The sequence below is a fragment of the Pseudomonas sp. AC229 genome, assembly GCF_979254655.1.
Genome location: NZ_CEEDHK010000013.1, coordinates 1 through 24,969, shown reverse-complemented (window position 1 = coordinate 24,969; position 24,969 = coordinate 1). Strand labels below are relative to the sequence as shown.

At 62.4% G+C, this 24,969-nt stretch carries 19 protein-coding genes; 3 read left to right on the top strand and 16 right to left on the bottom strand.

The genetic code is table 11. The annotated features are described in order from the left end of the window. Positions 1-92: 92 nt before the first annotated feature. Entirely contained in the window at positions 93-560 is a 468-nt protein-coding gene (gene cadR, locus AC0IW7_RS18085) for a Cd(II)/Pb(II)-responsive transcriptional regulator (RefSeq protein ID WP_463541333.1), read from the bottom strand. Positions 561-652: 92 nt separating this feature from the next. On the opposite strand from cadR, the gene AC0IW7_RS18080 reads away from it, so the two are divergent. Continuing rightward, positions 653-2,830, top strand: a complete 2,178-nt coding sequence (locus tag AC0IW7_RS18080; RefSeq protein ID WP_471819841.1) for a heavy metal translocating P-type ATPase — start codon at positions 653-655, stop codon at positions 2,828-2,830. Positions 2,831-3,286: 456 nt separating this feature from the next. On the opposite strand, the gene AC0IW7_RS18075 is transcribed toward AC0IW7_RS18080, so the two are convergent. The 15 genes from AC0IW7_RS18075 to AC0IW7_RS18005 all read right to left on the bottom strand — a co-directional run bounded on the left by AC0IW7_RS18075 (position 3,287) and on the right by AC0IW7_RS18005 (position 19,934). Then, positions 3,287-3,613: a hypothetical protein gene (locus AC0IW7_RS18075; protein ID WP_122492730.1), complete on the bottom strand. Its 327-nt coding sequence runs from the start codon at positions 3,611-3,613 to the stop codon at positions 3,287-3,289. Further along, positions 3,610-4,515 carry an alpha/beta hydrolase gene (locus tag AC0IW7_RS18070; protein WP_471819839.1) on the bottom strand — a complete coding sequence of 302 codons (906 nt, stop codon included), beginning with the start codon at positions 4,513-4,515 and terminating at the stop codon, positions 3,610-3,612. Before AC0IW7_RS18070 ends, AC0IW7_RS18075 begins: the two co-directional genes overlap by 4 nt. A 33-nt stretch (positions 4,516-4,548) precedes the next feature. Continuing rightward, positions 4,549-5,844, bottom strand: coding sequence for a flavohemoglobin expression-modulating QEGLA motif protein (locus AC0IW7_RS18065; protein ID WP_471819837.1), 1,296 nt, complete (start codon positions 5,842-5,844; stop codon positions 4,549-4,551). Between the two features lie 61 nt (positions 5,845-5,905). Further along, a complete protein-coding gene (locus AC0IW7_RS18060; protein ID WP_471820050.1) occupies positions 5,906-6,457 on the bottom strand; it encodes a hypothetical protein in 552 nt (183 codons plus the stop codon). Between the two features lie 126 nt (positions 6,458-6,583). Next, entirely contained in the window at positions 6,584-7,315 is a 732-nt protein-coding gene (locus AC0IW7_RS18055; protein ID WP_471819835.1) for a TetR/AcrR family transcriptional regulator, read from the bottom strand. A gap of 133 nt (positions 7,316-7,448) precedes the next feature. Further along, positions 7,449-8,963, bottom strand: a complete 1,515-nt coding sequence (lysS, locus tag AC0IW7_RS18050; protein ID WP_122492732.1) for a lysine--tRNA ligase — start codon at positions 8,961-8,963, stop codon at positions 7,449-7,451. Between the two features lie 124 nt (positions 8,964-9,087). Then, a protein-coding gene (gene prfB / locus AC0IW7_RS18045) for a peptide chain release factor 2 (RefSeq protein WP_122451979.1) occupies positions 9,088-10,183 on the bottom strand; the annotation gives its coding sequence in 2 pieces (ribosomal slippage) (positions 9,088-10,110 and positions 10,112-10,183; 1,095 coding nt in all). A gap of 241 nt (positions 10,184-10,424) precedes the next feature. Next, positions 10,425-11,132, bottom strand: coding sequence for a tellurite resistance TerB family protein (locus AC0IW7_RS18040; RefSeq protein ID WP_471819833.1), 708 nt, complete (start codon positions 11,130-11,132; stop codon positions 10,425-10,427). 427 nt (positions 11,133-11,559) lie between these two features. After that, on the bottom strand, positions 11,560-12,513 hold the full coding sequence (locus AC0IW7_RS18035; RefSeq protein ID WP_463384649.1) for a diguanylate cyclase domain-containing protein: 954 nt from the start codon (positions 12,511-12,513) through the stop codon (positions 11,560-11,562). A 79-nt stretch (positions 12,514-12,592) separates the two neighbouring features. Beyond that, on the bottom strand, positions 12,593-13,600 hold the full coding sequence (gene cheB, locus AC0IW7_RS18030; protein ID WP_471819831.1) for a chemotaxis-specific protein-glutamate methyltransferase CheB: 1,008 nt from the start codon (positions 13,598-13,600) through the stop codon (positions 12,593-12,595). Further along, on the bottom strand, positions 13,601-15,871 hold the full coding sequence (locus tag AC0IW7_RS18025) for a response regulator (RefSeq protein ID WP_471819829.1): 2,271 nt from the start codon (positions 15,869-15,871) through the stop codon (positions 13,601-13,603). After that, positions 15,868-16,548, bottom strand: coding sequence for a chemotaxis protein CheW (locus tag AC0IW7_RS18020; protein WP_471819827.1), 681 nt, complete (start codon positions 16,546-16,548; stop codon positions 15,868-15,870). Before AC0IW7_RS18020 ends, AC0IW7_RS18025 begins: the two co-directional genes overlap by 4 nt. A gap of 5 nt (positions 16,549-16,553) precedes the next feature. Continuing rightward, complete coding sequence (locus AC0IW7_RS18015; protein ID WP_471819825.1) at positions 16,554-17,789, bottom strand: CheR family methyltransferase; 1,236 nt, start codon at positions 17,787-17,789, stop codon at positions 16,554-16,556. Next, positions 17,786-18,304, bottom strand: a complete 519-nt coding sequence (locus tag AC0IW7_RS18010; RefSeq protein ID WP_471819823.1) for a chemotaxis protein CheW — start codon at positions 18,302-18,304, stop codon at positions 17,786-17,788. The genes AC0IW7_RS18015 and AC0IW7_RS18010 overlap by 4 nt, the downstream gene beginning before the upstream one ends. Before the next feature lie 7 nt (positions 18,305-18,311). Further along, on the bottom strand, positions 18,312-19,934 hold the full coding sequence (locus tag AC0IW7_RS18005) for a methyl-accepting chemotaxis protein (RefSeq protein WP_471819822.1): 1,623 nt from the start codon (positions 19,932-19,934) through the stop codon (positions 18,312-18,314). A 428-nt stretch (positions 19,935-20,362) separates the two neighbouring features. Here AC0IW7_RS18005 and AC0IW7_RS18000 point away from each other — a divergent pair, with 428 nt between their 5' ends. Together AC0IW7_RS18000 and AC0IW7_RS17995 are read left to right on the top strand one after the other, a co-directional pair. Next, the gene (locus AC0IW7_RS18000) at positions 20,363-22,300 is read left to right on the top strand and encodes an autotransporter domain-containing protein (RefSeq protein WP_471819821.1); all 1,938 of its coding nucleotides are present in this window, start codon (positions 20,363-20,365) and stop codon (positions 22,298-22,300) included. A gap of 283 nt (positions 22,301-22,583) precedes the next feature. Next, complete coding sequence (locus AC0IW7_RS17995) at positions 22,584-24,686, top strand: autotransporter domain-containing protein (RefSeq protein ID WP_471819819.1); 2,103 nt, start codon at positions 22,584-22,586, stop codon at positions 24,684-24,686. Positions 24,687-24,969: the final 283 nt, after the last annotated feature.

Sequence of the window (24,969 nt, the reverse complement as noted above, 5' to 3'; positions counted from 1 at the left end):
ATAGGAAAACGCCCGCAGATGCGGGCGTTTTTTTGGGCGGGGCAAAAGCATCGCGGCTAATCGGAATGCCGCGATGCTCTTGGGCAAACCGCTTAATGCCGCTTGTGCACCCCCGGCACATGCAGATGCCCCGCCTCAATACACGCCTCGCTCGCCACCGCAGGCGGCGCCGGCTGCTCCAGCTCACGCAAAATGCCGCACGCTTCGCTATTACCCGCGACCTGGCAGTGCGCGCGCAAATCCCGTAGCTGGTCCTGCAAAGCGCGCAGCTCGTTAATCCGTACTTCAACGTGGTGAATGTGTTCGTCGATCAAGCGATTGGCCGCCGCGCAATCGGCTTCGGGCGCGTCGCGCAGCGCCAGCAGTTCGCGGATTTCCTGCTGGGTCATGTCCAGCGAGCGGCAGTGACGGATAAATGCCAGGCGCTCGACATGCACCTGCGTGTACTGCCGGTAGTTGCCTTCCGAGCGCGCCGGTTCAGGCAGCAGGCCTTCGCGTTCGTAGTAGCGGATGGTCTCCACGGGGCAGTCGGTCAGTCGTGCCAGTTCGCCAATTTTCATCGTGTGCCTTTTCGCCTGTTGACTCTGTAGTAGCTACAGGGTGTGCAATCGCTTCCATAGCGTCAACTCCAGACGCGCCAACGGAGCGGACCATGAGCCACGACCACCACCACTGTTGCGACCATCATCACGAGCCGGCCCCGGCGCCGGCCGTGGCGGTCAGCGGCGCGACCGGTGAATTGCGCTGGAGCAGCCTGCGCATCGACGCGATGGATTGCCCCACCGAAGAACGTTTGCTTCGCGATGCGCTGGGCAAGGTGAAAGAAGTAGAGGCGTTGGAATTCAATCTGATGCAGCGCGTCCTGCGCGTGCAGCACCGCTTTGCCGAGTTGCAACCGCTGCAACAAATCATCGCCAGCCTTGGCATGACAGGCGAACCTGTGGACGGCGCCACGCCTGCCCCGCCCGTCGCGCAAAAGCCGTGGTGGCCGTTGGCGGTTGCCGGTGTGGCGGCGCTGGTATCGGAAGTGCTGGAGTGGACCGGCGCCGGCCCGACGTGGCTGATCGCCGCTTTCGCGTTGGCTGCCATTGCCGGCGCGGGTCTGCCCACCTACCGCAAGGGCCTGATCGCCCTGAAAAACCGCAACCTCAATATCAACGCGCTGATGAGCATCGCCGTCACTGGCGCGCTGCTGATTGGCCAGTGGCCGGAAGCGGCGATGGTCAGCGTGCTGTTTGCGATTGCCGAGTTGATCGAAGCGAAGTCGCTCGACCGTGCGCGTCGGGCGATCCGTGGGCTGCTGGATTTAACCCCGGCACAGGCGACCGTGAAGGTCGACGGCCAATGGCGCGAGGTGCAAGTCGCTGAAGTCGAGCTGGGCAGCCACGTGCGCGTGCGCCCTGGTGAGCGTATTGCCCTGGACGGTGAGGTGCTGGCCGGACGTTCCAGCGTGAACCAAGCGCCGATCACCGGAGAAAGCATGCCCGTGGAAAAAGCCCCGGACGACGTGCTGTTCGCCGGCAGCATCAACGGCGAAGGCGAGCTTGAATACCGCACCACCCGCGCCGCCAACGACAGCACCCTGACGCGCATCATTAATGCCGTGGAAGAAGCGCAGAGCTCGAAGGCGCCGACCCAGCGCTTCGTCGATCGCTTCTCGCGCATCTATACGCCCACCGTGTTCGCCATTGCCTTGCTCACCGCCGTTGTGCCGCCGCTGGTACTGGGCGGCGCCTGGCTGGACTGGATCTACAAAGCCCTGGTGTTGCTGGTGATCGCCTGCCCCTGTGCGCTAGTGATTTCCACGCCCGTGACGCTGGTCAGCGGTCTGGCCGCAGCGGCGCGCTCGGGCATTTTGGTCAAGGGCGGCGTGTTTCTGGAAATGGGCCGGCAATTGGCCTGGGTGGCGCTGGATAAAACCGGCACGCTGACCCACGGTCGTCCGCAGCAAACCGATGTGGTGCTGCTCGGTGACCAGCCTCATGCGCGAGCAATCGCCGCTAGCCTGGCCGCGCGCTCGGACCACCCGGTGTCGCAGGCGCTGGCCCGTGCGGCGCAGGCTGAGCAAGTTGAGCAGGTGGCGGTTCAGGACGTAGTCGCCCTGCCCGGCCGGGGCGTGAAAGCAACGGTCGACGGCGCGCTGTATCACTTGGGCAATCACCGCTTGGTCGAGGAGCTGGGCCTGTGTTCAACCGACCTGGAAGCCCAACTGGACGCCCTGGAGCGCCAAGGCAAAACCGCCATTGTGCTGCTCGACAGCAACGGTCCGCTGGCATTGTTTGCGGTGGCCGATGCGGTGCGCGAAACCAGTCGCGAAGCCGTTAGCGAGTTGCACAAGCTGGGCGTTAAAACCCTGATGCTCACCGGCGATAACCCCCATACGGCTGCTGCCATTGCCGCGCAAGTGGGTATCGATGAGGCGCAAGGCAACTTATTGCCGGAAGAGAAGCTGGCGTTTATCCGCCAACGCCAGGAAGGCGGGCAGCGGGTCGGCATGGTCGGCGACGGCATCAACGACGCCCCGGCACTGGCCCGCGCCGACATTGGTTTCGCCATGGGCGCAGCGGGCACTGACACCGCCATTGAAACAGCGGGCGTAGCGTTGATGGATGACGACTTGCGCAAGCTGCCCGTGTTTATCCGCCTGTCACGCCGCACCCATGCGGTGCTGATGCAGAACATTGCGCTGGCGCTGGGGATAAAGGTGGTGTTTCTCGGCCTGACGTTGGCGGGGATGGGCAGCCTGTGGATGGCGGTGTTTGCGGATATGGGGGCGAGTTTGCTGGTGGTGTTTAACGGGTTGCGGTTGTTGCGGGCGGGCAGAGTTTGATTCGACGACGGGTACCGTTCTGCAGAGCTATCCGCACCGACACCGTCATTCCCGCGCAGGCGGCGGTCCGACGATTCGGAATCCAGAGTCATGCCGGAGTTCATCATCCGCTCCGGCATTCTGGGTCCCCGCTTTCGCGAGGACGACGGAGGTTTTTGCCGATTCATCCGCGATTCTCACGAGAATGACGGATGACTTAATAAAAACCCCCGTCATTCCCGCGCACGCGGGAATCCAGAATGTTGGACGGGACGAAGATCGGAAGCAAAAAGCGGTTTCTGCTGGGTCCGAAAACAGCGGTCAATCCGAAACTCTGGATTCCGAATCGTCGGACCGCCGCCTGCGCGGGAATGACGGTGATTAGTTTGAAAGTGTCGCCCCAAACAAAAAGACATCGGTCTCGCAACCATAAAAAAACCGCTCCGAAGAGCGGCTTTTCATAACCCAGCCACCCAATCACTCCGTCTTCTGCGGCGTCTCCTGCCCAATACACCGCACGGCCTTCTTACGGTTATCCACCAGCACGCCAGTCAAACCCTTCTGCTCGGTATCAAACAACACCACCACGCCATCCACGCATTGCGCCACCTGCGCGGCCGGTTCCAGGGAGACTTTGTAGTCCTCGCCCGGCACAGTCTTGAGCATGGTGAATTCGGAGAGCAGCAAGGCGTCTTCGGGTTTGGCGATGTGCAGGTAGCCGTAGTACCAGAGCGCGGCCACCGTGCCGATGATGCTGCACACGCCGGTGATGATCAGGGGAATTGCATCGCGTTGTTCGCTCATTGCGCTGTCTCTGCTTTTGAATCGGAAGTCGGGGTGTTGGGCACTTCAGCCAGGCGCCGCAGGCCGGTAAAACCGGTGGGGTCGCTGAGGAACATGAGCATTACTTGCCGCCATACGGGGTCGGCGAAGGTTTGCACATGGCCGCCACGCGTGGGCCGGAACACCCGCGGCGGGCGCGCAGCTTGATACAAGCTCACGCCGTTGGAAAGGGGCACGACCGTATCGTCGATGCTCTGGTAGATCAACAACGGCAGCTGCGGCAAATTGCCAATGGCGGCGAGCGCGCTGTCGCCGTCGGGCACCAGCCACGACAGCGGCACCTGCAGCGGCCAGGTCAGCCACGAGTTACTCAGGGTCAGTTGAGCAATGTCGCGGTAGCTGGCTGGCACGCCATCCAGCACCAGGGCGCTCAGGCGTTTGGCTTGTTCGGGGTGTTCGCTGAGGTATCGCACCGCCAGCGCGCCACCGATGCTTTGCCCGAGCACGTACAGCGGCTGACCGTTGGTTTCAGGCGCGGCGCGCAGCCAGGCGAAGGCGGCGTCGATGTCTTGGTAAACGCCCGGCAGATTTGGCTTGCCTTCGGAGTTGCCGTAGCCCCGGTAATCGAGCAGCAGCACGTTGTAGCCCTGCTCCGGCAACCAGTAGCTGCCGCCCAGATGGGTGGCCACATTACCGCCGTTGCCGTGCAGGTGCAGCACCGTGCCTTTGACGGCAACACCCGCTTTCGCCGGCATCCACCAGGCATGTAAGCGCGTGCCGTCTGCTGCAGTGAGTGCGACGTCGCGGTAGTCGACCTTGGCAACGGTCGGAGTAAACGGCAGGCCCTTTTGCGGGAAGAACAGCAAATTGCTGCATCCGCACAAGCTGGCCAGCAGCAGGCCGAGCACCAGCAGTCGTCGCATCAATCGCCTCCCCGGCATTTTGTTGAATGCTGCCTACAAAATATTGGCGTAGTCGGCTTCGATGCGGTCCAGGCTCAGGTGGTTGAGGAAGTTGGAGAAACACATCCAGGCCGACAACGCGTTGAGGTCGCGAAATTGCGGCGGCAGGTATTTGGGCGGCACCACCAGGCCTTCGTCGACTAACTGGCGCAAGGTGCGCATGTCTTCCAGCGTGGCCTTGCCGCAGAACAGCAGCGGAATGGCTTCGAGCTTGCCTTTGCGCACAGCCAACTGGATGTAGTTGTAGATCAGGATAAAACCCTTGAGGTACGACAAATCCTTGGTAAACGGCAACCCGTCCGGCGTCGAGCCCCGGAAGCTGCGGCTGGCGTTGGCGTAACTCTGCTCCATGTCGAAGCCTTGGGCGCGGAAGAAGTCGAACACCTGAAGGAAATCGGCGCCCTCCTCGGCCATGTGGATGGCGCGGGTGCGGTTGGTGAGCTTGCGCAAGCGGCTCGGGTACGAGGCGAAGGCGATCACTTCCATGAGAATGGCCAAGCCTTCCTGGGTCACCGTCGAGGAAGGCGGGCCTTTGGCGAGGAAGGTGCAGATCGGCTGATTCAAGCCGTTCAATGTGGTGCCGACATGCACCAGCCCTTCGTGTACTTCCAGGGCGCGCACATCGCGTTCGTTGAACATGGCGTCAGCGCGAATCTTGATGTAATCGGCGCCAGCAGCGGCGTCGGCCAGAATGCCGTCCGACTCGAACACACGAATGGTGCTCTGTTCTTCACCAAACACGGTATTCAACCGGCCTTGCAGCAACTGCACGGCGTCTTTGGCGGTGAGGGTTTTCGGCTCGTCTTTGAGGTCGCCGCGGTCGTCGATCTTGTTCAGGTAATCAGAAAACATCAGGCCCAGGTCGGCCAGGGTCGGGTCGCCGGCGTGGAAGGCGTCGGAGGCGGAGCCGTAAAGTTCTTGCGAGATCAGGCCGAAATCCGGGGTGCCGCGCGCTTCGAGCATGCGGATCACCATGCGGTATTCCTTGCACATGCGCCGCATGATCTGCCCCACCGGGTTGAACTGGCCGAGCTGGCGGGTGATGTCGCGCTCGATGTTCTGGAATTCCAGCTTTTTGGCGCCCGAATCAAAACCCAGCGGGCGGCCGGCGTAGTAGTCGCGGCCCACCAGCGGCATTTCCTTGCCTTTGCCCTTGAGGAAGGCCTGGCGCACGTTGTCGTCCCACTTGACGGCGTCCAGCACGCGGATCGGCGTTTGCGCTTCTACCAGCCGGTCGGAGAGCGCGCGAATGACCAGTTGGTAGTTGTCGAGTGGGGTTTGGCTGTTCATCGGTCCCTCGCCTCAAAATCAAGAGCATCGCGGCTGAAGCCGCTCCTACAAAAGCAGCGTATTACTCGCCGGTGCGTTGGTAGCGCGCCACTTCGACGAACACGTCCGAGTTGGCTTGGTCGTCGAGGTAGGCAAACACCTTTTGCAGCGGGCTGGTGATGAGCACGCCGTCGCCTTCCGGGGTTTCTATCACATCGCCCTGCAAACCACCGACTTGCAGCTCCTGGCTCACCCGGTCGATGTCCAGGTTATAGAGCAACAGCTCGTTGTCTTTGGTCAGCTCAAAGCCGCCAATGGCGAAGTTCGCGCCCAGGGTTTTCGGCAGGCCCGCCGACAAGTACCAGCGACTGCCGTGGTGCGACACGGTGAAGCTGTATTCCTCGACGCTCTTGGCGTTGTCGGGGCTGTTGATATAGGTACGGGCTTTGTAGACGTTCGAGCCGGAGCGGCTGATGTCCAGGTAGAGGGTGTCGCCAAACTCGTTTTTGCGTGTCCACTCGCCCAGCAGCGGCATGGGCGCCGGTTCGTTGGCGGGAATGGGGTCTTTAAACGTCACCAGGCAGCCGCTGAGCAACACGAACGACAAGGCCATCAGCACGCGCCAGACGTTTATCGATTTTTCCATCCGCAGCCCACTCCTTCTTACGTTAGCCATTACCACTGCCACTCCCCTGACTACAAAACGGCGCACCCTACTCCTGAAATGTGACAAGTGATGCGAACCAGGATTCGAGCAGCTCTACAGGCCAAGCACCAGATAAATGTAGCGTTTGAGCAGCGCCAGTTGCTCGGCGCTGTTCATGTTCGATGCGCCATCGATCAAGCCCTGGTATTCCATGCGCTCAACGATACCGGTGAGCACCTTGGCGTCTTCGGTTGGGTGCTGCGAACCCAATACTTCAAAGAAATGCGTCACGCCCTGCTGCAGAATTTGCCGGTGCGAGCGCACCAGTTCATGCAAGCGCGGGTTGAGCAAGGCTTCCTGCAGAAACGCGCGCTCGGCCAGCAGATGCGCCGGGCGCTCCATCACTTGGCGGTACACGTAATCGACCGCCATGGCGGCGATATAGTCGGCCAGCTCACGGCGCGACTCGGCGCTGCCATGCAGTTTTTCCACACGCGCGCGCAACAGCCCTTCAGCCCCTTCCCAAAACGCAGCCATGTCGGCAGCGCTGCGTTCTACGAACAACGCGAAGGTATCGGTGATGAGGTCGTTGATGTCTTTGAAGTAATAGGTGGTGGCAGACAACGGTACGTCGGCCTCGGCGGCCACGGCGCGGTGCCGGACTGCCCGTACGCCTTCGCGAATGATGATGCGCATGGCGGCATCGAGAATGGCTTGACGGCGTTGTTCACTGCCCTGGCGGCTGGCCTTGCGGCCTTGGTACTGCACGCTTTCGGCAACGGCGCTGGCGACGTCTGCGGCTCTGTCTCGGGAAGGTTGGGTCACGACTGGGCTTACCTCTCGCATTGGTGAAATGCTCGCAATGGTGAAACTCTCGCCTTGGAGCACGCCTAGGCAGAATAAATCCCTTCCCCACTAAACCTTTCTAGCCGCTACCGCAGCAGGCCGAACGCATGGGCATGCGCTCGGCCTGCATCGCTTACGCTTGAGGGCGCATGTGGGGGAACAGGATCACGTCGCGAATAGACGGCGCATCCGTCAACAACATCACCAAACGGTCGATACCAATGCCCTCGCCCGCTGTTGGCGGCATGCCGTACTCCAGCGCGCGAACGAAATCGGCGTCGTAGTGCATGGCTTCGTCGTCGCCGGCGTCCTTGTCGGCTACCTGCGCCTGGAAGCGTTCGGCCTGGTCTTCGGCGTCGTTCAACTCCGAATAGGCGTTGGCGATTTCACGGCCACCGATAAACAGCTCGAAGCGGTCGGTCACGCTTGGGTCCTGGTCGTTGCGACGGGCCAGCGGCGACACTTCGAACGGGTACTGGGTAATGAAATGCGGCTGTTCGAGTTTGTGCTCGACCAGCTCTTCGAAAATCATCACCTGCAATTTGCCCAGACCTTCGAAGCCCAGCACCTTGGCGCCAGCTTTCTTGGCGATTTCGCGCGCTTTGTCGATGTCGGTAAGGTCGGCAGCGGTCAGTTCCGGGTTGTACTTGAGGATCGAGTCGAACACCGACAGGCGCACAAACGGCTCGCCGAAGTGGAACACCTTGCCCTGGTACGGCACGTCGGTGCTGCCCAGCACCAGCTGCGCCAACTCGCGGAACAGTTCCTCGGTGAGGTCCATGTTGTCTTCGTAGTCGGCGTAGGCCTGGTAGAACTCGAGCATGGTGAACTCGGGGTTGTGCCGGGTCGAAACGCCTTCGTTACGGAAGTTGCGGTTGATCTCGAACACACGCTCGAAACCGCCCACTACCAAACGCTTGAGGTACAGCTCCGGCGCGATGCGCAGGTACATGCCCATGTCCAATGCGTTGTGGTGGGTTTCAAACGGCTTGGCTGCGGCGCCGCCCGGAATGGTCTGCAGCATCGGCGTTTCCACTTCGAGGAAGTCGCGCTTCATCAAAAAGCTGCGGATGTGGGCGATGACTTGCGAACGAACGCGGAACGTCTGGCGGGTTTCTTCGTTGACGATCAGGTCAACGTAGCGCTGGCGATAGCGGGTTTCGGTGTCGGTCAGGCCGTGGTGCTTGTCCGGCAGCGGACGCAGCGACTTGGTCAGCAGGCGCACGCTGGTCATCTCAACGTACAAGTCGCCTTTACCGGAACGGGCCAGGGTGCCTTCGGCGGCGATGATGTCGCCCAGGTCCCAGGTTTTCACCTCGGCCAGTGTTTCTTCCGACAGGGTTTTGCGATTCACGTACACCTGAATGCGGCCGGTCATGTCCTGGATAACCATGAACGCGCCACGGTTGAGCATGATGCGACCGGCAACCTTCACCGGGATGGCCGCTGCTTCCAGTTCTTCCTTGGTCTTGTCGGCGTACTGCTTCTGCAGGTCATTGCAGTAGTTGTCGCGACGGAAGTCATTGGGGAAGGCCTGACCTTTGCTGCGCGCGGCTGCGAGCTTTTCTTTGCGCAGGGCAATCAGGGAGTTTTCTTCCTGTTGCAGCGCTTGCAGGTCGGGTTGCGGTTCGGCTTTGTGGTCGCTCATGTTTTTTCGGTATCCATTACAGGGTGCGGTACGCGCAGGTGTGGGAATTCGGCGGCTTATTGCATCACGGCCATCGCGGCTGAAGCCGCTCCCACACTGCGTCCGATTCAGTTACTCGGCGGTTTTAAAGCCCTTGTTTGAGGCTCGCGATCAGGTATTCGTCCAGATCGCCGTCCAGCACTTTGTCACAGTCGCTGCGTTCGATGCTGGTGCGCAGGTCTTTGATGCGCGAGGCGTCGAGTACATACGAGCGAATCTGGTGACCCCAGCCGATATCCGACTTGGTGTCTTCCAGCGCCTGGGACGCCGCGTTGCGTTTCTGCACTTCCTGCTCATACAAACGAGCACGGAGCATCTTCATCGCGGTGTCTTTGTTGGCGTGTTGCGAGCGCTCGTTCTGGCAGCTGACCACGGTGTTGGTCGGCACGTGGGTAATACGCACGGCCGAGTCGGTGGTGTTTACGTGCTGACCACCGGCACCGGATGAACGATAGGTGTCAATTCGCAGGTCTGCCGGGTTGATCTCGATTTCGATGTTGTCGTCGATTTCCGGCGACACAAACACCGCCGAGAACGAGGTATGGCGACGGTTACCCGAGTCGAATGGGCTTTTTCGTACAAGACGGTGAACGCCAATCTCGGTGCGCAACCAACCAAACGCGTATTCGCCTTTGATATGCACGGTGGCGCCTTTGATGCCCGCCACTTCGCCGGCCGACAGCTCCATGATGGTGGCGTCGAAGCCGCGTTTGTCGGCCCAGCGCAGGTACATGCGCAGCAGAATGTTGGCCCAGTCCTGGGCTTCGGTGCCGCCGGAACCGGCCTGGATATCGAGGTAAGCGTTATTGGCGTCCATTTCACCGCTGAACATGCGGCGGAATTCGAGCTTCTCCAGCGCTTCGCGCAGGCGCTCCACCTCGGCGGCCACGTCGTCGACGGCGCCTTGGTCTTCTTCCTCTGCTGCCATTTGCAGCAGATCGCGGGCGTCGCTGAGGCCGCTGCTCATTTCGTCGAGGGTTTCGACGATCTGCGCCAACTGAGCGCGTTCGCGGCCCAGATTCTGCGCATATTCGGGGTTGTTCCACACGGCCGGGTCTTCCAGCTCGCGGTTGACTTCCGTCAGACGATCACTCTTGTGATCGTAGTCAAAGATACCCCCGAATCGTTTCGGAACGTTCGGAGAGGTCCTTGATGCTGTTAAGGATCGGGTTGATTTCCATGGTGGGCAGCACTCGCAGGCGTTACTTTCGAAAAGCCGGCGAGTATACCCGAGTAGATATGCGGGTTGCAGCGGGAAATCGGGGGGATTGGGCGAAGATCGCGGTTCGCCGCTGCCCTCTCCCCTAGCCCCTCTCCCGCGAGCGGGAGAGGGGAATTCAATCGCGCTCCGGCCGCTAGCGCCTACTCGGTCGGCCCCCTCGCCCGCTTGCGGGAGAGGGCTGGGGAGAGGGGCTCTTGCCGTTAAACCGCCTGACGCACCTGATTCTCCAACTCCAGCTTCAACGACGGCTCAAGCTTCAACTGCTTGGCCAGCTCGTCCAGATATGCACGCTCCATAAAGTGCTCCTCATCAACCATCAACACGCTCGCCACATACATTTCCGCCGCCATTTCAGGCGTGGTAGCCACGCGGGCGACGTCGGCTGGGTCGAGGGGTTTGTTCAGTTCGAGGTCGAGCCAGGTTTTCAGCTCGGGATCGTTGGTCAGCTTGACGAACTCGCCCTCGATCAACTGCCGCTCACGGGCATCGACGTGGCCGTCCGCCTTGGCCGCAGCCACCAGCGCTTTGAGAATGCCCTGGCTATGCAACTCGGCCTGGGACTCCGGCAAGCGGTCGAGGGTCTGCGGTTCGCTGACGGCGCCGTTGGCCTGATTGGCTTGCCAGTTGCCGTAGGCTTTGTAGGCGATCACGCCCAGCGCGGCGAGGCCGCCGTAGGTCAGGGCTTTACCGCCCAGCTTGCGCGCGCTCTTGTTGCCCAGCAGCAGGCCCATGGCCCCGGCTGCCAGCGCGCCGCCACCGGCACCGCCAAGCAAACTGCCGAGATTGGCGCTGTCCAGCAGCCCGCCAGCCTTACCGCCACTGTTGCCGGGCTTGGCGCCGCCGGTTTTGCTTTGCAGCAGATCCTGGCCGGACTTGAGCAGCTGATCGAGTAAGCCACGGGTGTTCATAACGCCTCCAGTCATTGAATTAGCCGACCGGCAGACTAGAACCAAACGCGGGAAAAGCCCTACACGAGAGTGTTTGCGGATGTTGCTTTTGGGGAGTGTGGCCATTGGCGGCAATCCGTTTCAAAAGCCGCGAGCAGGCGTCCGACGGTCCGGAACTGCAGGGTTCGGGGATGTTCGTTCGACTCAAGACTCTGGATTCCGAATCGTCGGACCGCCGCCTTCGCGGGAATGACGGTGGTCGCAACAAAAACCTCCGTCATTCCCGCGCAGGCGGGAATCCAGTATGCCGCGCCGAACGCAGTTCCCTGAACGAGCCTGGATTCCGAATTTTCGGATCGCCGCCTTCGCGGGAATGACGGGGACTTGGGTTTGAGTGGCGGTCAAAGACGAACACTGACCCGCACAGAAGCCACTGGACCAAGCCCTCCTACAACATCCCCACCTGATTACGCCCCGCATTCTTGGCCTGGTACAGCGCCCGATCCGCGCTTTGTATCAGCAGCCGGTGCTCTTCGCCCTGCTGCGGCAGCATGGTCGCCAGGCCGATGCTGACGGTCAGCACCGAGCCGTCTTTGGGCGAGGTGTGGGCGATGTTCAGCCCTTCCACAGCGCGGCGAATTTTCTCGGCGACCAAGCGCGCGCCGCCTGACGACGTACTCGGCAGCACCATGGCAAATTCTTCGCCGCCGTAGCGGGCGGGAAGGTCCGAGGGTCGGCTGCAGCCGCCGCGAATGGCGTCGGCAACCTGGTGCAGCGCCTCGTCACCTTTGAGGTGGCCGAAACCGTCGTTGAAGGCTTTGAAGTAATCCACGTCGATCATCAGCAACGACAGTTGGCTCTGCTCGCGCATGGCGCGGCGCCATTCCATTTCCAGGTATTCGTCGAAGTGGCGACGGTTCGATAGCCCGGTCAGGCCGTCAGAATTCATCAGCCGTTGCAGCACCAGGTTGGTTTCCATCAACTGCTGCTGGCTTTCGCGCAGGGCGCGGTGGGCGTCGTCGCGTTGCACTTGCATCTGGTAGGAACGTGAGTGGTAGCGAATGCGGGCGATCAGTTCGATGGAGTCGGGCAGCTTCACCAAATAATCGTTGGCGCCGGCGCCAAAGGCCGAGCTTTTCACCAGGCCGTCGTCTTTGGTCGACAGCACGATAATCGGGATGTCCGCCGTCACCGGATTGGCGCGGTAGGCGCGCACCAGCGACAAACCATCCACGCCGGGCATCACCAGGTCCTGAATGATTACCGTGGGTTTTATCTGAATGGCCTGCGCCACGGCCTGGTGAGGGTCCGAGCAGAAGTGAAAGCCGATGTTCGGCTCGTTCGCCAGGGCCCGGCGGATGGCCTCGCCGATCATAGCTTGGTCATCTACCAGCAACACCATCACGGCGTTTTCGTCGTTAATCACTTCGGTACTACCCTCGATCAATCATTGTTGTTGTTACACGAGAACCGGGTAACGCCTATGTCCACAGCCGACACAGCGTGGGCGCGATGGCGTCGAGTGAACAAATTTCCACCGCCGCATCAATGGCGGCGGCCGCCTTGGGCATGCCGTACACCGCCGAGCTTTGTTGGTCTTGCGCAATGGTATGGAACCCGCGCTCACGCAGGAGTTTCAGGCCGTTGGCGCCGTCGCGCCCCATGCCGGTGAGCAGCACACCAATTGCCTCGCCTTGCCAATACTGCGCGACGCTTTCGAAAAACACATCTATGGACGGCCGGTAAATGTGCTCGCTCGGCTCCACCGTGTAGCTCAATGTGCCGTCCTTGAGCAGCCGCAGGTGATTATTGGTGCCCGCCAGCAACACCGTGCCCACCTGCGGTTGTTCGCCCGCCACGGCCAGGCGCACCGGCATAGTGGCGGCGCTGCACAGCCAATCCGCCATGCCCGCGGCAAACACTTCATCCACGTGCTGAACCAGCACCACGGCGGCGGGAAAATCCGCCGGCAGCGCTTTCAGCAGAATTTCCAGCGCAGCCGGCCCACCTGCCGAGGCGCCGATGGCCAGCAGCGCCTTGCGCTGTCGGTTCGGCGCCACGGCCGGGGCTTTGTCCGCAGGCTTCTTTTCGCGCTCGCCCAACAGCCAGCCGATGTTCTGAATCTTGCGCAGCAGCGGCGCGGCGGCTTCACGTAAATCGCCGACGCCCAGCGCCGGCGTGTCCACCACATCCACCGCGCCGTGGCCCATGGCCTCGAACACGCGGTTCATGCTCTGCTGCGAATTCACCGTCACCACCACCACGGCGCACGGCGTGTTGGCCATGATCAGCCGGGTGGCCTCGACGCCGTCCATCACCGGCATGATCAAATCCATCAGCACCACGTCGGGCCGTTGCTCGGCGCATTTGGCCACCGCTTCGGCGCCGTCGCCCGCTACCCAGATCACCTGATGCGCCGGCTCCAGCGCCAGCGCCCGGCGCAGCGCCTCCACGGCCAGCGGCATGTCGTTGACAATCCCTATCTTCACCTACGGCTCCCCAATCAGATCGACGACGGCTTCCAGCAGCGCTTCGTCATGGAAACTGGCTTTGGCCAGGTAGTAATCGGCGCCGGCATCCAGGCCACGGCGACGGTCTTCCTCTCGGTCTTTGTACGACACCACCATTACCGGCAACGATTGCAAACGGTTGTCGCGGCGAATCAGGGTGACCAGCTCGATGCCGTCCATGCGCGGCATGTCGATGTCGCTCACCAATAAATCAAAGTGCTCGGAACGCAGCGCGTTCCAGCCGTCCATGCCGTCTACCGCCACGGCCACGTCGTAGCCACGTTGCAGCAGCAATTTGCGCTCCAGTTCGCGCACGGTGAGCGAGTCATCGACCACCAGAATGCGTTTGCGCGCCACCGCGCCGGCCTGCCGCGCGCCGCGGTCGATGCGCTCTAAACGGCCGGTGCTGAGCAGTTTTTCCACCGAACGCAGCATGTCTTCGACGTCGAGAATCAGCACCGGCGTGCCGTCGTCGAGCAAGGCGCCGGCCGAGATGTCTTGCACCTTGCCCAACCGCGCATCAATGGGCAGCACCACCAGCGTGCGCTCGCCGACAAAACGCTCCACCGCCACGCCGTACACCGCGTCGCGCTCACGAATCACCACCACGCGGATGTCGCCGGCCGAGGCCTCGCCTTCCGGGCGTTGCAACAGTTGATGTGCGGCTACCAGGCCGACATGCCGGCCTTCGTGCCAGAAATGCTGACGGCCTTCGAGCTGCACGATGTCGGCCGGCGCCAGCTCCAGCATGCGGTCGATCTGCGCCAGCGGAAACGCGTAGGCCTCGCCACCGATCATCACCACCAGACTGCGCACCACCGACAGCGTCAGCGGCACCTCCAGGTGGAACGTGGCGCCCTGCCCCGGCACCTGGCGCAGTTCAATGGCGCCGCGCAGTTGGCGCACCATGTGTTGCACCACATCCAGCCCCACACCACGGCCCGACACTTCGGTCACCGTGTCGCGCATGCTGAAACCGGGCAGAAACAGAAAGCTCAGCAGCTCGTCTTCGCTCATCTGCGCGATGGTGTCGGCGGTCGATAGCTGCCGCTGGGCAATGGCGCGGCGCAGGCGATCCAGGTCGATACCGCCGCCATCGTCGCTCAACTCCAGCACCAGCAAACCGGCCTGGTGACTGGCCCGAATGCGGATCACGCCTTCTGCCGGCTTGCCGGCTTGCGCCCGCGCCTCGGCGCTCTCGATGCCGTGGTCGACCGCGTTTCGCAGCAAGTGCACCAGCGGTGCCTCGAGCTTTTCCAGCACCTCGCGGTCGACCTGGGTTTTCTTGCCGACCACCTCCAGCCGCACCTGCTTGCCGAGCGAGCGGCCAAGGTCGCGGATCATCCGTTCCTGGCCGCGCAGCACATCGTTGAACGGCCGCAGGCGACAGGCCAGCGCTGTGTCGTAGAGCAATTGCGCACGCTGCTCCGACTGCCAGCTGAATTCGTCGAGGTCGCTGGCCTGCTGGGTCAGCAGTTGCTGGCATTCGTCCACCAGGCGCCGGGCGTCGGCCAGCAGCGCCAAGGTTTGCGGGTCGGTATCGGCCTCGTTCAATGCGTCGTGCACGCCATTGAGCGTGCGACTGGCGTTGGTTTGTAGGCGCTTCATGCGTTGCATCGAGGTGAGAAACGGCTTGAGCCGCTGCGACTCCACCAGCGACTTGCTGGACAAATCCAACAGCCGGTTCAGGCGCTCGGCCGTTACACGCAGTACGCGCTCGCCGCCGGCATCGGCCACTGGCGCTTCGTCGACAACGGGCTCCGGCGACGCTGGCGCGGCAAGCGGTTCGGCCGGGGGTACGGCGGTTTCGACAAACACCGGCTCCGGCGCCGCCACACGGCTTTCCTGCATGGCGATAAAACCGCCACGGCTCATGATGTCCATCTGCTCGACGAACTGCGCGACCTCCGCCGGGGTTACGCCGGAGTCGGGCTTGGCCACGCGCAGCAACAGATCGGTGCCTTTGAGCAGCGCATCGATATGATCGGGCGTCAGGCGCAACTGGCCGTTCTGCGCGCTTACCAGGCAGTCTTCCATCACATGGGCAATGCCCACGCCGGCATCGACGCCGACAATACGCGCCGCGCCTTTGAGCGAATGCGCCGCGCGCATGCAGGCTTCCAGTTGCTCGGCGTGCGTAGGGTTGCGTTCCAGCGCCAGCAGGCCGGCGTTGAGCACCTGGGCCTGGGCCTCGGCTTCCAGCTGAAACAGCTCCAGCATCGAGGCGTCGCGCATCTGATCCGGGGTCATGTCAGGCTCCGCATCACGGCGTTCAGTAGAAGGTCTTCGTCGAGCAGGCGCACGCTGCGTTGCTGCCACTGCAACACGCCACGGGTGAACTTCGCCGCCGCCACACCAGCGCCCGTCTGGCCGGCGCTGGCCTGGGCCAACTGCTGCTCGGGAAAGGCTTGAATGCCCAGCACTTCATCCACCGGCGCCACCACGTTGCCGCCCTGCGCCGCCAGAATCAGCAAGCGCGGCACCACGCGGCCGGCGGCTTTGGCCGGAGCCGCATCCAGGCCCAGCAACTCGCTGAGCGACACACACGGCACCAGCGCGCCGCGCACGTTGGCCACGCCCAGCAGCGCCCGCGAGCGCTGGTGCGGCAGGGAATGAATGGGCGCCAGCGGCGACACTTCCACCAGCGTGCGCGTGGCCAGGGCCAGCCATTCTTCGCCGAGGCGAAACACGATCATGGAGCGTGTGACCTGCTCGCTGAGGTCGTCGGTGTGTTCGTACAGCGCCACGTGTTCCTGGCTCAGGCTGTAGCGATCAAGCAGGCGCGTGGCAGCCGCGCCGTAGACTTCGCAGTTGCGGCAGTGCACATGTTCGATCAGTTTCGGGCAGCTTTTGTCGCCGCGCACGCCGATGCGGTTCCAGCAGTCGTCCACCGCGTATTCGCTGCGGTGCAGGCTCACGTCAGTCATGGCAATTACTCATGTCGGCCGGCCCCCCGTTGCGCCCGCCCCTGCAAGCGCTCGGCACCGGCCTTGTCGCCCTGTGCCGCGAGCAGCGCCGCCAGTTGCGCCAGGGCGGCCGGGTGGTGCGGTTGCAGGTACAAGGCCTTGCGGTAAAACCCCTGGGCGCCGGGCATGTCGCGCTCCACTTCGCAAAGCAGCCCCAGCCAATAAAACACTTCGGCCGAGGGGCCGTGGCTGGCCAGAAACCCATCGGCCAGGCGCCGCGCCTCCTGGCTGCGCCCCTGATTGGCCAGCGCAGCGATCTGCCCCAACTGTTGCTCAGACGAATCCACCGCTGGCGCCTTCGCCACCACCGGTTTGGCAGGCAAGCGCGCCACCGGACGCGGCGCCGGCACTGGCGGCACTGCGCGACGTGGCGGCGGCGCAGGCATGCGCGGCACATCGGCCGCCACCGGCTGGCGGCGAAACGCGAACGACAGCGCAATGCCCAGCGACTGCATGCCCACGCGGGTAAACAGGCCGGCTTCGGCCGGGCCGATAAACAGCACGCCGTCGTCGCGGGTCAGGCGCTTGAGCACCTCCAGCACCTGTTCCTGAGTCGGCACATCGAAATAAATCAGCAGATTGCGGCAGAACACCATGTCGTACGGCAGCTCGCCGGCCAGCAAACCCGGCTCAAGCAGATTGCCGGCCTGAAACCGCACCTGTTTGCGCACCTGCGGACTGATCACATAACCATTGCCCTCGGCGCTGAAGTAGCGATTACGAAAGCCCAGGGTGTCGCCGCGAAAAGAATTGCGCCCATAACGACCGGCCACCGCGCGCTCGATGGACAACGGGCTGATGTCCAGCGCGTCGACCGTGAACGAGGCGGCGGGCAGGTTGGCGTCGAGCAGGCACATGGCGATGGAATACGGCTCCTCGCCCGTTGAACACGGCAGGCTCAGCAGCCGCAACGGCCGCGCGCCGGCCAATTCGCCGATGCGCCGGGTGGCCAGACGGGCCAGGGTGGCGAACGATTCGGGATAACGAAAAAACCACGTCTCGGGCACGATCACCGCTTCAATCAGCGCCTGCAATTCGGCATCCGACTGATTCAACGCGCGCCAGTAACTTTCAATATCGCGCCCTGGCACAGCGGCCATGCAGCGCTGCACCGCGCGCTCGACCACCGACTCGCCCACCGTGATGGCGTCCAGGCCGATGCGCTCTTTCAACAGGTGCTCGAAACGCGGGTCGATGCTCATGGCGTGCCGACTTCCAGGCTCAAGCCGGCGGGCGGAAACAACAGCGCCTGCGCACTTTCAGGCAGTAACTGGTCGATCTGAATGCGCTGCACCAGGCCGTCGCGGGTTTCCAGTACCGGGCCTAAATACGGGGAGTCGGGACTGAGCAAACCGTAATTGCGGAATGCCTCGGCGTCGCAGCGCAAGGTGTCGCTGGCTTGTTCCAGCACCAGCCCGAGCGGGGTTTGGCGGCCGTCACTGGTGCGGTAGTCGACCAGCACCGTGCGCGTGCTGGTGCGCGCGGGCGCAGGCGTGCCGAGGCTTAGGTGGCAAAGGTCGAGCACCGGCACCAGCGCGCCGCGAAAGGCAAACACGCCGGCCACCCATGCCGGTGCGCCCGGAATGCTCTTCACCGGCACGCGGGGCAGCACCGCCACCACCTCGCGGGCAGCCAGTGCATAGCGTTCGCCGCCCAGCGAAAACAATAAAAACAGCGGCGCCTTTTGAAGCGGCGCCGGCTGCGAGTGGCTGCTCATGGCGGCCTTAAACCTTGAAGCTCGACACGCCGCTACGCAGGCTGCCGGCCACCTGATTCAGCTCTTCGATGGCGAAGCTGGCCTGGCGCAGCGACTCCACGGTTTGCCCGGTGGCTTCGCCCAGTTGCGTGAGCGCCTGGGTAATCTGCTCGGCGCCCGTGGCCTGGGCCTGCATGCCCTCGTTGAGCACCACCACGCGCGGCGCCAGCGCCTGAACCTGGTCGATGGTTTGCGACAACTGCTCGCCCACCTCCTGCACCTCGCTCATGCCACGGCGCACCTGCTCGGAGAATTTATCCATGCCCATCACGCCGGCCGACACCGCCGATTGAATCTCGCGCACCATCTGCTCGATGTCATACGTGGCCACGGCCGTTTGGTCGGCCAGGCGCCGGACTTCGGTCGCCACCACCGAGAAACCGCGCCCGTACTCACCCGCTTTTTCCGCCTCGATGGCGGCGTTGAGCGAAAGCAGGTTGGTCTGGTCGGCCACTTTGACGATGGTGGTCACCACCTGATTAATGTTGCTGGCCTTCTCGTTGAGAATGCCCAGCTTGGCGTTTACCAGCTCGGCGGCGCCCATTACCTGGCGCATGGTGTCTTCCATGCGCTGCAAACCCACCTGCCCGGCTCCGGCCAGCGCCGACGCTTGCTCGGCGGAATAGGACACCTCGCCCATGGTGCGCACCAGGTCGCGCGAGGTGGCGGCAATTTCCCGCGAGGTGGCGCCAATTTGCGTGGTGGTCGCAGCGGTTTCGGTAGCCGTGGCCTGTTGCTGTTTGGAGGTGGCAGCAATTTCCGTCACCGAGGTGGTGACCTGCACGGCCGAACGCTGGGCCTGGGAAACCAGCGTTGTAATGTCGTCGACCATGGCGTTGAAGCCGCCCTGCACGGCGCCGAACTCGTCGGCGCGCACATCGTTGAATCGCGTGGTGAGGTTGCCGGTGCGCATTACCGTGAGAATCTGCGCCAGGTTATTCAGCGGGCCCATGATGGCGCGCATCAAAACGAAACCGCTGATCAACGCCACGGCAATCACCAGCAACAGCGACAACACCAGGCTGATCTTAGCGCCGGCGGCCTGGGCGGTGATGGACGTGGTGGCCACGTCGGCGCGGTCTTTATTGAACTGCACCATTTGCAGCAATTGCTCGCGGCCTTCGGCCCAGACCGGGCGCAGGCGCTCGTTGAGAATTTTGCGTGCTTGCAGCGGCTGGCCTTGCTGGAAAGTGCCGAGCACCTCGGCGAGCGCCTTATTGAATTCGTCGCGGTTTTTCAGGAAGGAGTCGAGGTGTGCTTTGTCTTCAACCTCAACGATGGACCGGCGGTATTCGGCGACGCGGGCCATGAGTTTTTCGTCGTTACTGGTGAATTCGGCCAGCACGGCCGGGCTGATCACCTGCTCATCCGACAAACCCACCACCTGTTGCGCCAACAGGAAACTGTCGACCCAGGAGCTGCGAATGTAGGAGCTGAAATACACGCCGGGCATGGAGTCTTCGGCCACGCTTTTGGCGCTGGTTTCGATGGTAACCAACCGCGAATAGGCCACCACCACCATCAGAATAATGATCGCGATGATCACCGCGAAACTCGCCAGAATGCGCTGACGCAGGGTCCAGTTCTTCACACGTAACTCCCCTAATGAACGGTGCCCGCGCACGGCTCAAGCTGACGGCGGCAGATGGCGCGCCAATGGCAGCGACTGTAAGACGCACCCTACACCGGCGCAAGCTGAAAGCGTAGCAGCGAGTAGGCATATCAATGGCTTGTGGGCGGTAGTTACCGTGGACTTTAGCGTAAACAGGAATCGCGGCTGAAGCCGCTCCTACGGGAATATGCAGCCTGTGGGAGCGGCTTCAGCCACGATGCTGACGCCACCTTTTGCGCGTCCCAACGTCCATGGAGCGTCGTCCATAGGCGACCGCCGCCACTGCACGGAACCGTCCCACCCAAAACCACACCGTTTTCCCAACCGCCGTTAAGAACGGGATGGCAGCACCCGCCCCCACGTCATCACCAAGCTTGCCACCTCATTTTTCCTCCGGTGTGCTTGCCATGAAATCGATCCCTTTTATTCCTAGTTCCCTTGCCAAGGCGCTCACGCCCTGGCAGTTCATTTCCGCCACGGCGCTTGTCGCGCTCACCGTATTGGGCAGCCAGCCGGCTTCGGCGGTGGTGTTTGATTTGGGCGTGGTCGGCGCTCAGGCCATCAGCGGCGATGGCAGCACGATTGTGGGAAGCATGGGCGCCGATGAGCTGTTTTATTGGAAAGCCGACAAGGGTTTCGTTTCACTAGGCTCGCTCCCCGGCGTCACCATCAATAGCGTCGTAAACCGCGACGGCAGCGTGATCGCAGGCAGTGCCGCCATCATTCCTGGCGACACGACTAAACATGCGTTTCGGTGGGATGCGGTAAATGGGTTTGTGAGCTTGGGCGAGCTAAACGGCACCTTTAGCACCGTGAGCGGGATTAGCGCTGACGGCGGTGTGATCGTCGGTACGAACGAGAACGCAGCTGGCGCGTCTGAATTTTTCCGCTGGGAAGCCGGCAACCTGTTAACAATTGGCGCAGGGACCGCGCGGGGTGTTAGCGGCGACGGAAACGTGATCGTCGGCAATTCAGCCGGCACCGCGTTTCGCTGGGACACAGTCTCGGGAATTACCTCCCTAGGCACTTTGACTGGCGGGTTCAGCTCCATCGCCTATGCCACGAACCAGGACGGTTCCGTAATCGTTGGCCGGGGCAATACCCCGACGTCTTACCATGCATTCCGCTGGCACGCCGCTAACGGCATGGAAGATCTCGGAACTCTCGGGGGCGATTTCAGCGAAGCGAGAGATGTAAATGCTAACGGCTCGGTCGTAGTAGGTTCTGCTCGACAAACCGACGGTGCAACACGCGCTTTTCGCTGGACGGACGCAACCGGCATGACAAACCTGGGCGTACTGGCGGGTCAGACTTCGAGCTCCGCCACGGGCGTCAGCGACGACGGCAACACCGTAATCGGCACCAGCGGCAACCGAGCTTTCATCTGGACGCCGGACAGCCCAGCCATCCAGGACCTGTCGTACCTACAAACCTCCATCATCCGCAGCGCCAACTCCGTCAACCACCTCGTAGCCGCGCAAACCCGTCGCCTGCGGGATCTGGCTCAGCAGCAATGCCTACCCGACGCCTCGCAAACTTTCTGCCTGGGTGTTGGCGGCAGCCGTGATCGGGCCGACGGCAATACCAATGGCAATCAGCACAACCTGAGTCTGGCAACCGGCTTGCGCGTAAACCCGCATTTCTCGGTCGGCGCAAACGGCACCGTAGGCCGCGCCGACTTGCGCGAGCAAGGCGCGCAGCAGCGCAACACGTTCGGCTTGAGCCTGTGGGGCGCCGTTCAGGAAAACATCGACGCCACCGGCTGGAATGCCAGCACCAGCATGGCCCTCGGCGACAGCGCCAATCGCTTCGAACGCGGCACCGGCTTGGCGGATGTTCAGCGTGCGCGCGCCAAGCTGGACATGAGCAGCCGCGTGGTGCGGGCAGCTGTTAATTACGGGTTCAAGATCGACGACTCGGTGCTCTCGCCAGAACTGGCGTTGAGCCATGGCAGAACCACGCAAAAAGGCTTCACCGAACGCAACGTCGCGTTGCCGCTGACGGTTGAAAGCTCCGTCAGCCGTGAGGCAATCGTCACCGTCGGCGTGCGCAGCGCCACCACTGTCAGCCCGCAAGGCACGCTGCACTTGAGCCTGGCGGCAGACACGCTGCTAAGCGAAGACACCCACGCGTTGGAAGGCCGTTCTGCCGTGCCGGGCTTGCGCCGTTTCAAGCTCGACAGCAGCCTGGACAAACGCCGCGTCGTACCCGTGGCAACCGCAGGCTATAGCCATGCGCTGAACGCCAACTCAACGGTCGGCGGCGATATACAGATGGCGCAGTCGCGCTACGCCGGGGAACGTCCGCTGTTTGGCCTGGGCGTTCAATACCGCTACTCGTTTTAACTGACGCGAACCGCCGGCCATGATGACCCTGCGTCAAATCCGCCATTCATCGCTGTAGCGAGCAGGCATATCAACGGCTTGGGCTTTAGCCTAAACAGGAATCTCGGCTGAAGCCGCTCCTACGGAAATATGCAGCCTGTGGGAGCGGCTTCAGCCGCGATGCTGACGCCACCTTTTGCGCGTCCCAACGTCCATGGAGCGTCGTCCATAGGCGATCGCCGCCACTGCACGGAACCGTCCCACCCAAAACCACACCGTTTTCCCAACCCCCGTTAAGAACGGGATGGCAGCACCCGCCCCCACGTCATCACCAAGCTTGCCACCTCATTTTTCCTCCGGTGTGCTTGCCATGAAATCGATCCCTTTTATTCCTAGTTCCCTTGCCAAGGCGCTCACGCCCTGGCACTTCATTTCCGCCACCGCGCTTGTCGCGCTCACCGTATTGGGCAGCCAGCCGGCTTCGGCGGTGATGTTGGATTTGGGGAGCTTGCAGAACGGTGCCGCTGGGCTCGCGGTAAAAGGGATTAGCGGCAATGGGGAGGTAGTAGTTGGGTTAGCGGGTGAAAACCCTTCGTATTGGACTGCCGCCGCCGGCCAACAGGTGGTCCCTGGTTTTCCAAGGTATTCCCGAAATATCGCAAACGGCGTCAGCCTGGATGGCACGTTCATCGTGGGTACGGCATGGGCTTTGGCGGGAGGCTTTTCAGTCGGGCGCGCGTTCCGATGGGACGTCGCCGCGAATACAGCCCTGGAATTAGGTACTTTAGGCGGCCCTACAAGCGAAGCGTATGGCATTAGCGACGACGGAATGGTAATCGTCGGCGCAGCTGACACGCCGGGAAACAAGTACTTCGGCCGTGCATTCAGGTGGGAAGGCGGCGCTATGACCGACCTCGGCGTATTGAGAGCCGGAGACATCAGCGTCGCCCGAGGCGTCAGCGGTGATGGTCAGGTCGTGGTGGGTTACAGCACCAATGCAACGTTGGGCGCCAATGGCTATGGAGTAGAAGACTTAACCACCAGCAAAGCTTTCCGTTGGGATACCGCCACGACCACGATGGTCGACCTGGGCTCCCTGGGGGGCGCCAGCCAAGCCTTCGCCACTAATAGCGATGGCTCGGTAACAGTGGGACGAAGCGAGCTTGCAGGGAACAGTCACGCTGTGATCTGGACCGCGCCCAACGCGCTTCTGGATCTGGCAACCCTTGGCGGTTTGTCATCGAGCGCAGCGGATGTAAATGCCGACGGTTCGGTGGTCGTGGGCAGCTCACAGATCAATAGCGGCGAAAACCGCGCCTTTCGCTGGACCAACCTGACCGGGATGGTAAACCTCGGCGTGTTGACCGGAGAAACCAACAGCTTCGCCACAGGCGTCAGTGACGACGGCAACACCGTGGTAGGCAATAGCGGCAACCGCGCTTTCATCTGGACGCCGGACAGCCCAGCCATCCAGGATCTGTCATATCTACAAACCTCCATCATCCGCAGCACCAACACCGTCAACCACCTCGTAGCCGCGCAAACCCGTCGCCTGCGGGATCTGGCTCAGCAGCAATGCCTACCCGACGCCTCGCAAACCTTCTGCCTGGGTGTTGGCGGCAGCCGTGATCGGGCCGACGGCAATACCAATGGCAATCAGCACAACCTGAATCTGGCAACCGGCTTGCGCGTAAACCCGCATTTCTCGGTCGGCGCAAACGGCACCGTAGGCCGCGCCGACTTGCGCGAGCAAGGCGCGCAGCAGCGCAACACGTTCGGCTTGAGCCTGTGGGGCGCCGTTCAGGAAAACGTCGACGCCACCGGCTGGAATGCCAGCACCAGCATGGCCCTCGGCGACAGCGCCAATCGCTTCGAACGCGGTACCGGCTTGGCGGATGTTCAGCGTGCGCGCGCCAAGCTGGACCTGAGCAGCCGCGTGGTGCGAGCGGCTGTTAATTACGGGTTCAAGATCGACGACTCGGTGCTCTCGCCAGAACTGGCGTTGAGCCATGGCAGAACCACGCAAAACGGCTTCACCGAACGCAACGTCGCGTTGCCGCTGACGGTTGAAAGCTCCGTCAGCCGCGAGGCAATCGTCACCGTTGGCGTGCGCAGCGCCACCGCCGTTAGCCCGCAAGGCACGCTGCACTTGAGCCTGGCGGCAGATGCGCTGCTGAGCGAAGACAGCCACGCGCTGGAAGGCCGTTCAGCCGTGCCGGGCTTGCGCCGTTTCAAGCTCGACAGCAGCCTGGACAAGCGCCGCGTCGTACCCGTGGCAACCGCAGGCTATAGCCATGCGCTAGACGCCAATTCAACGGTGGGCGGCGGTGTACAGATGGCGCAGTCACGCTACGCCGGGGAACGTCCGCTGTTTGGCCTGGGCGTTCAATACCGCTACTCGTTTTAACTGACGCGAACCGCCGCTAGGATTCTTAATTTTAGATAGCTTCCCTTCCGTAACAATAAAACTCGCGGCAAGGTCACCTAATCGACCTTGCCGCGAGCCGCCTGCCATGATGACCCTGCGTCAAATCCGCCATTTCATCGCTGCAGCGAGCAGGCATATCAACGGCTTGGGCTTGAGCGTAAACAAGGGATCGCGGCTGAAGCCGCTCCTACGGAAATATGCAGCCTGTGGGAGCGGCTTCAGCCGCGATGCTGACGCCACCTTTTGCGCGTCCCAACGTCCA

Coding starts and splice junctions, on each gene's coding strand:
- lysS (WP_122492732.1), bottom strand. CDS start 8,963: ATGAGCGACCACAAAGCCGAACCGCAACCCGACCTGCAAGCGCTGCAA.
- AC0IW7_RS18070 (WP_471819839.1), bottom strand. CDS start 4,515: ATGCGACGACTGCTGGTGCTCGGCCTGCTGCTGGCCAGCTTGTGCGGA.
- AC0IW7_RS18040 (WP_471819833.1), bottom strand. CDS start 11,132: ATGAACACCCGTGGCTTACTCGATCAGCTGCTCAAGTCCGGCCAGGAT.
- AC0IW7_RS18080 (WP_471819841.1), top strand. CDS start 653: ATGAGCCACGACCACCACCACTGTTGCGACCATCATCACGAGCCGGCC.
- AC0IW7_RS18055 (WP_471819835.1), bottom strand. CDS start 7,315: ATGCGAGAGGTAAGCCCAGTCGTGACCCAACCTTCCCGAGACAGAGCC.
- AC0IW7_RS17995 (WP_471819819.1), top strand. CDS start 22,584: ATGGCAGCACCCGCCCCCACGTCATCACCAAGCTTGCCACCTCATTTT.
- AC0IW7_RS18015 (WP_471819825.1), bottom strand. CDS start 17,789: ATGAGCATCGACCCGCGTTTCGAGCACCTGTTGAAAGAGCGCATCGGC.
- AC0IW7_RS18000 (WP_471819821.1), top strand. CDS start 20,363: ATGAAATCGATCCCTTTTATTCCTAGTTCCCTTGCCAAGGCGCTCACG.
- AC0IW7_RS18075 (WP_122492730.1), bottom strand. CDS start 3,613: ATGAGCGAACAACGCGATGCAATTCCCCTGATCATCACCGGCGTGTGC.
- AC0IW7_RS18020 (WP_471819827.1), bottom strand. CDS start 16,548: ATGACTGACGTGAGCCTGCACCGCAGCGAATACGCGGTGGACGACTGC.
- AC0IW7_RS18025 (WP_471819829.1), bottom strand. CDS start 15,871: ATGACCCCGGATCAGATGCGCGACGCCTCGATGCTGGAGCTGTTTCAG.
- AC0IW7_RS18035 (WP_463384649.1), bottom strand. CDS start 12,513: ATGGTGTTGCTGGTAGATGACCAAGCTATGATCGGCGAGGCCATCCGC.
- AC0IW7_RS18065 (WP_471819837.1), bottom strand. CDS start 5,844: ATGAACAGCCAAACCCCACTCGACAACTACCAACTGGTCATTCGCGCG.
- cadR (WP_463541333.1), bottom strand. CDS start 560: ATGAAAATTGGCGAACTGGCACGACTGACCGACTGCCCCGTGGAGACC.
- AC0IW7_RS18010 (WP_471819823.1), bottom strand. CDS start 18,304: ATGAGCAGCCACTCGCAGCCGGCGCCGCTTCAAAAGGCGCCGCTGTTT.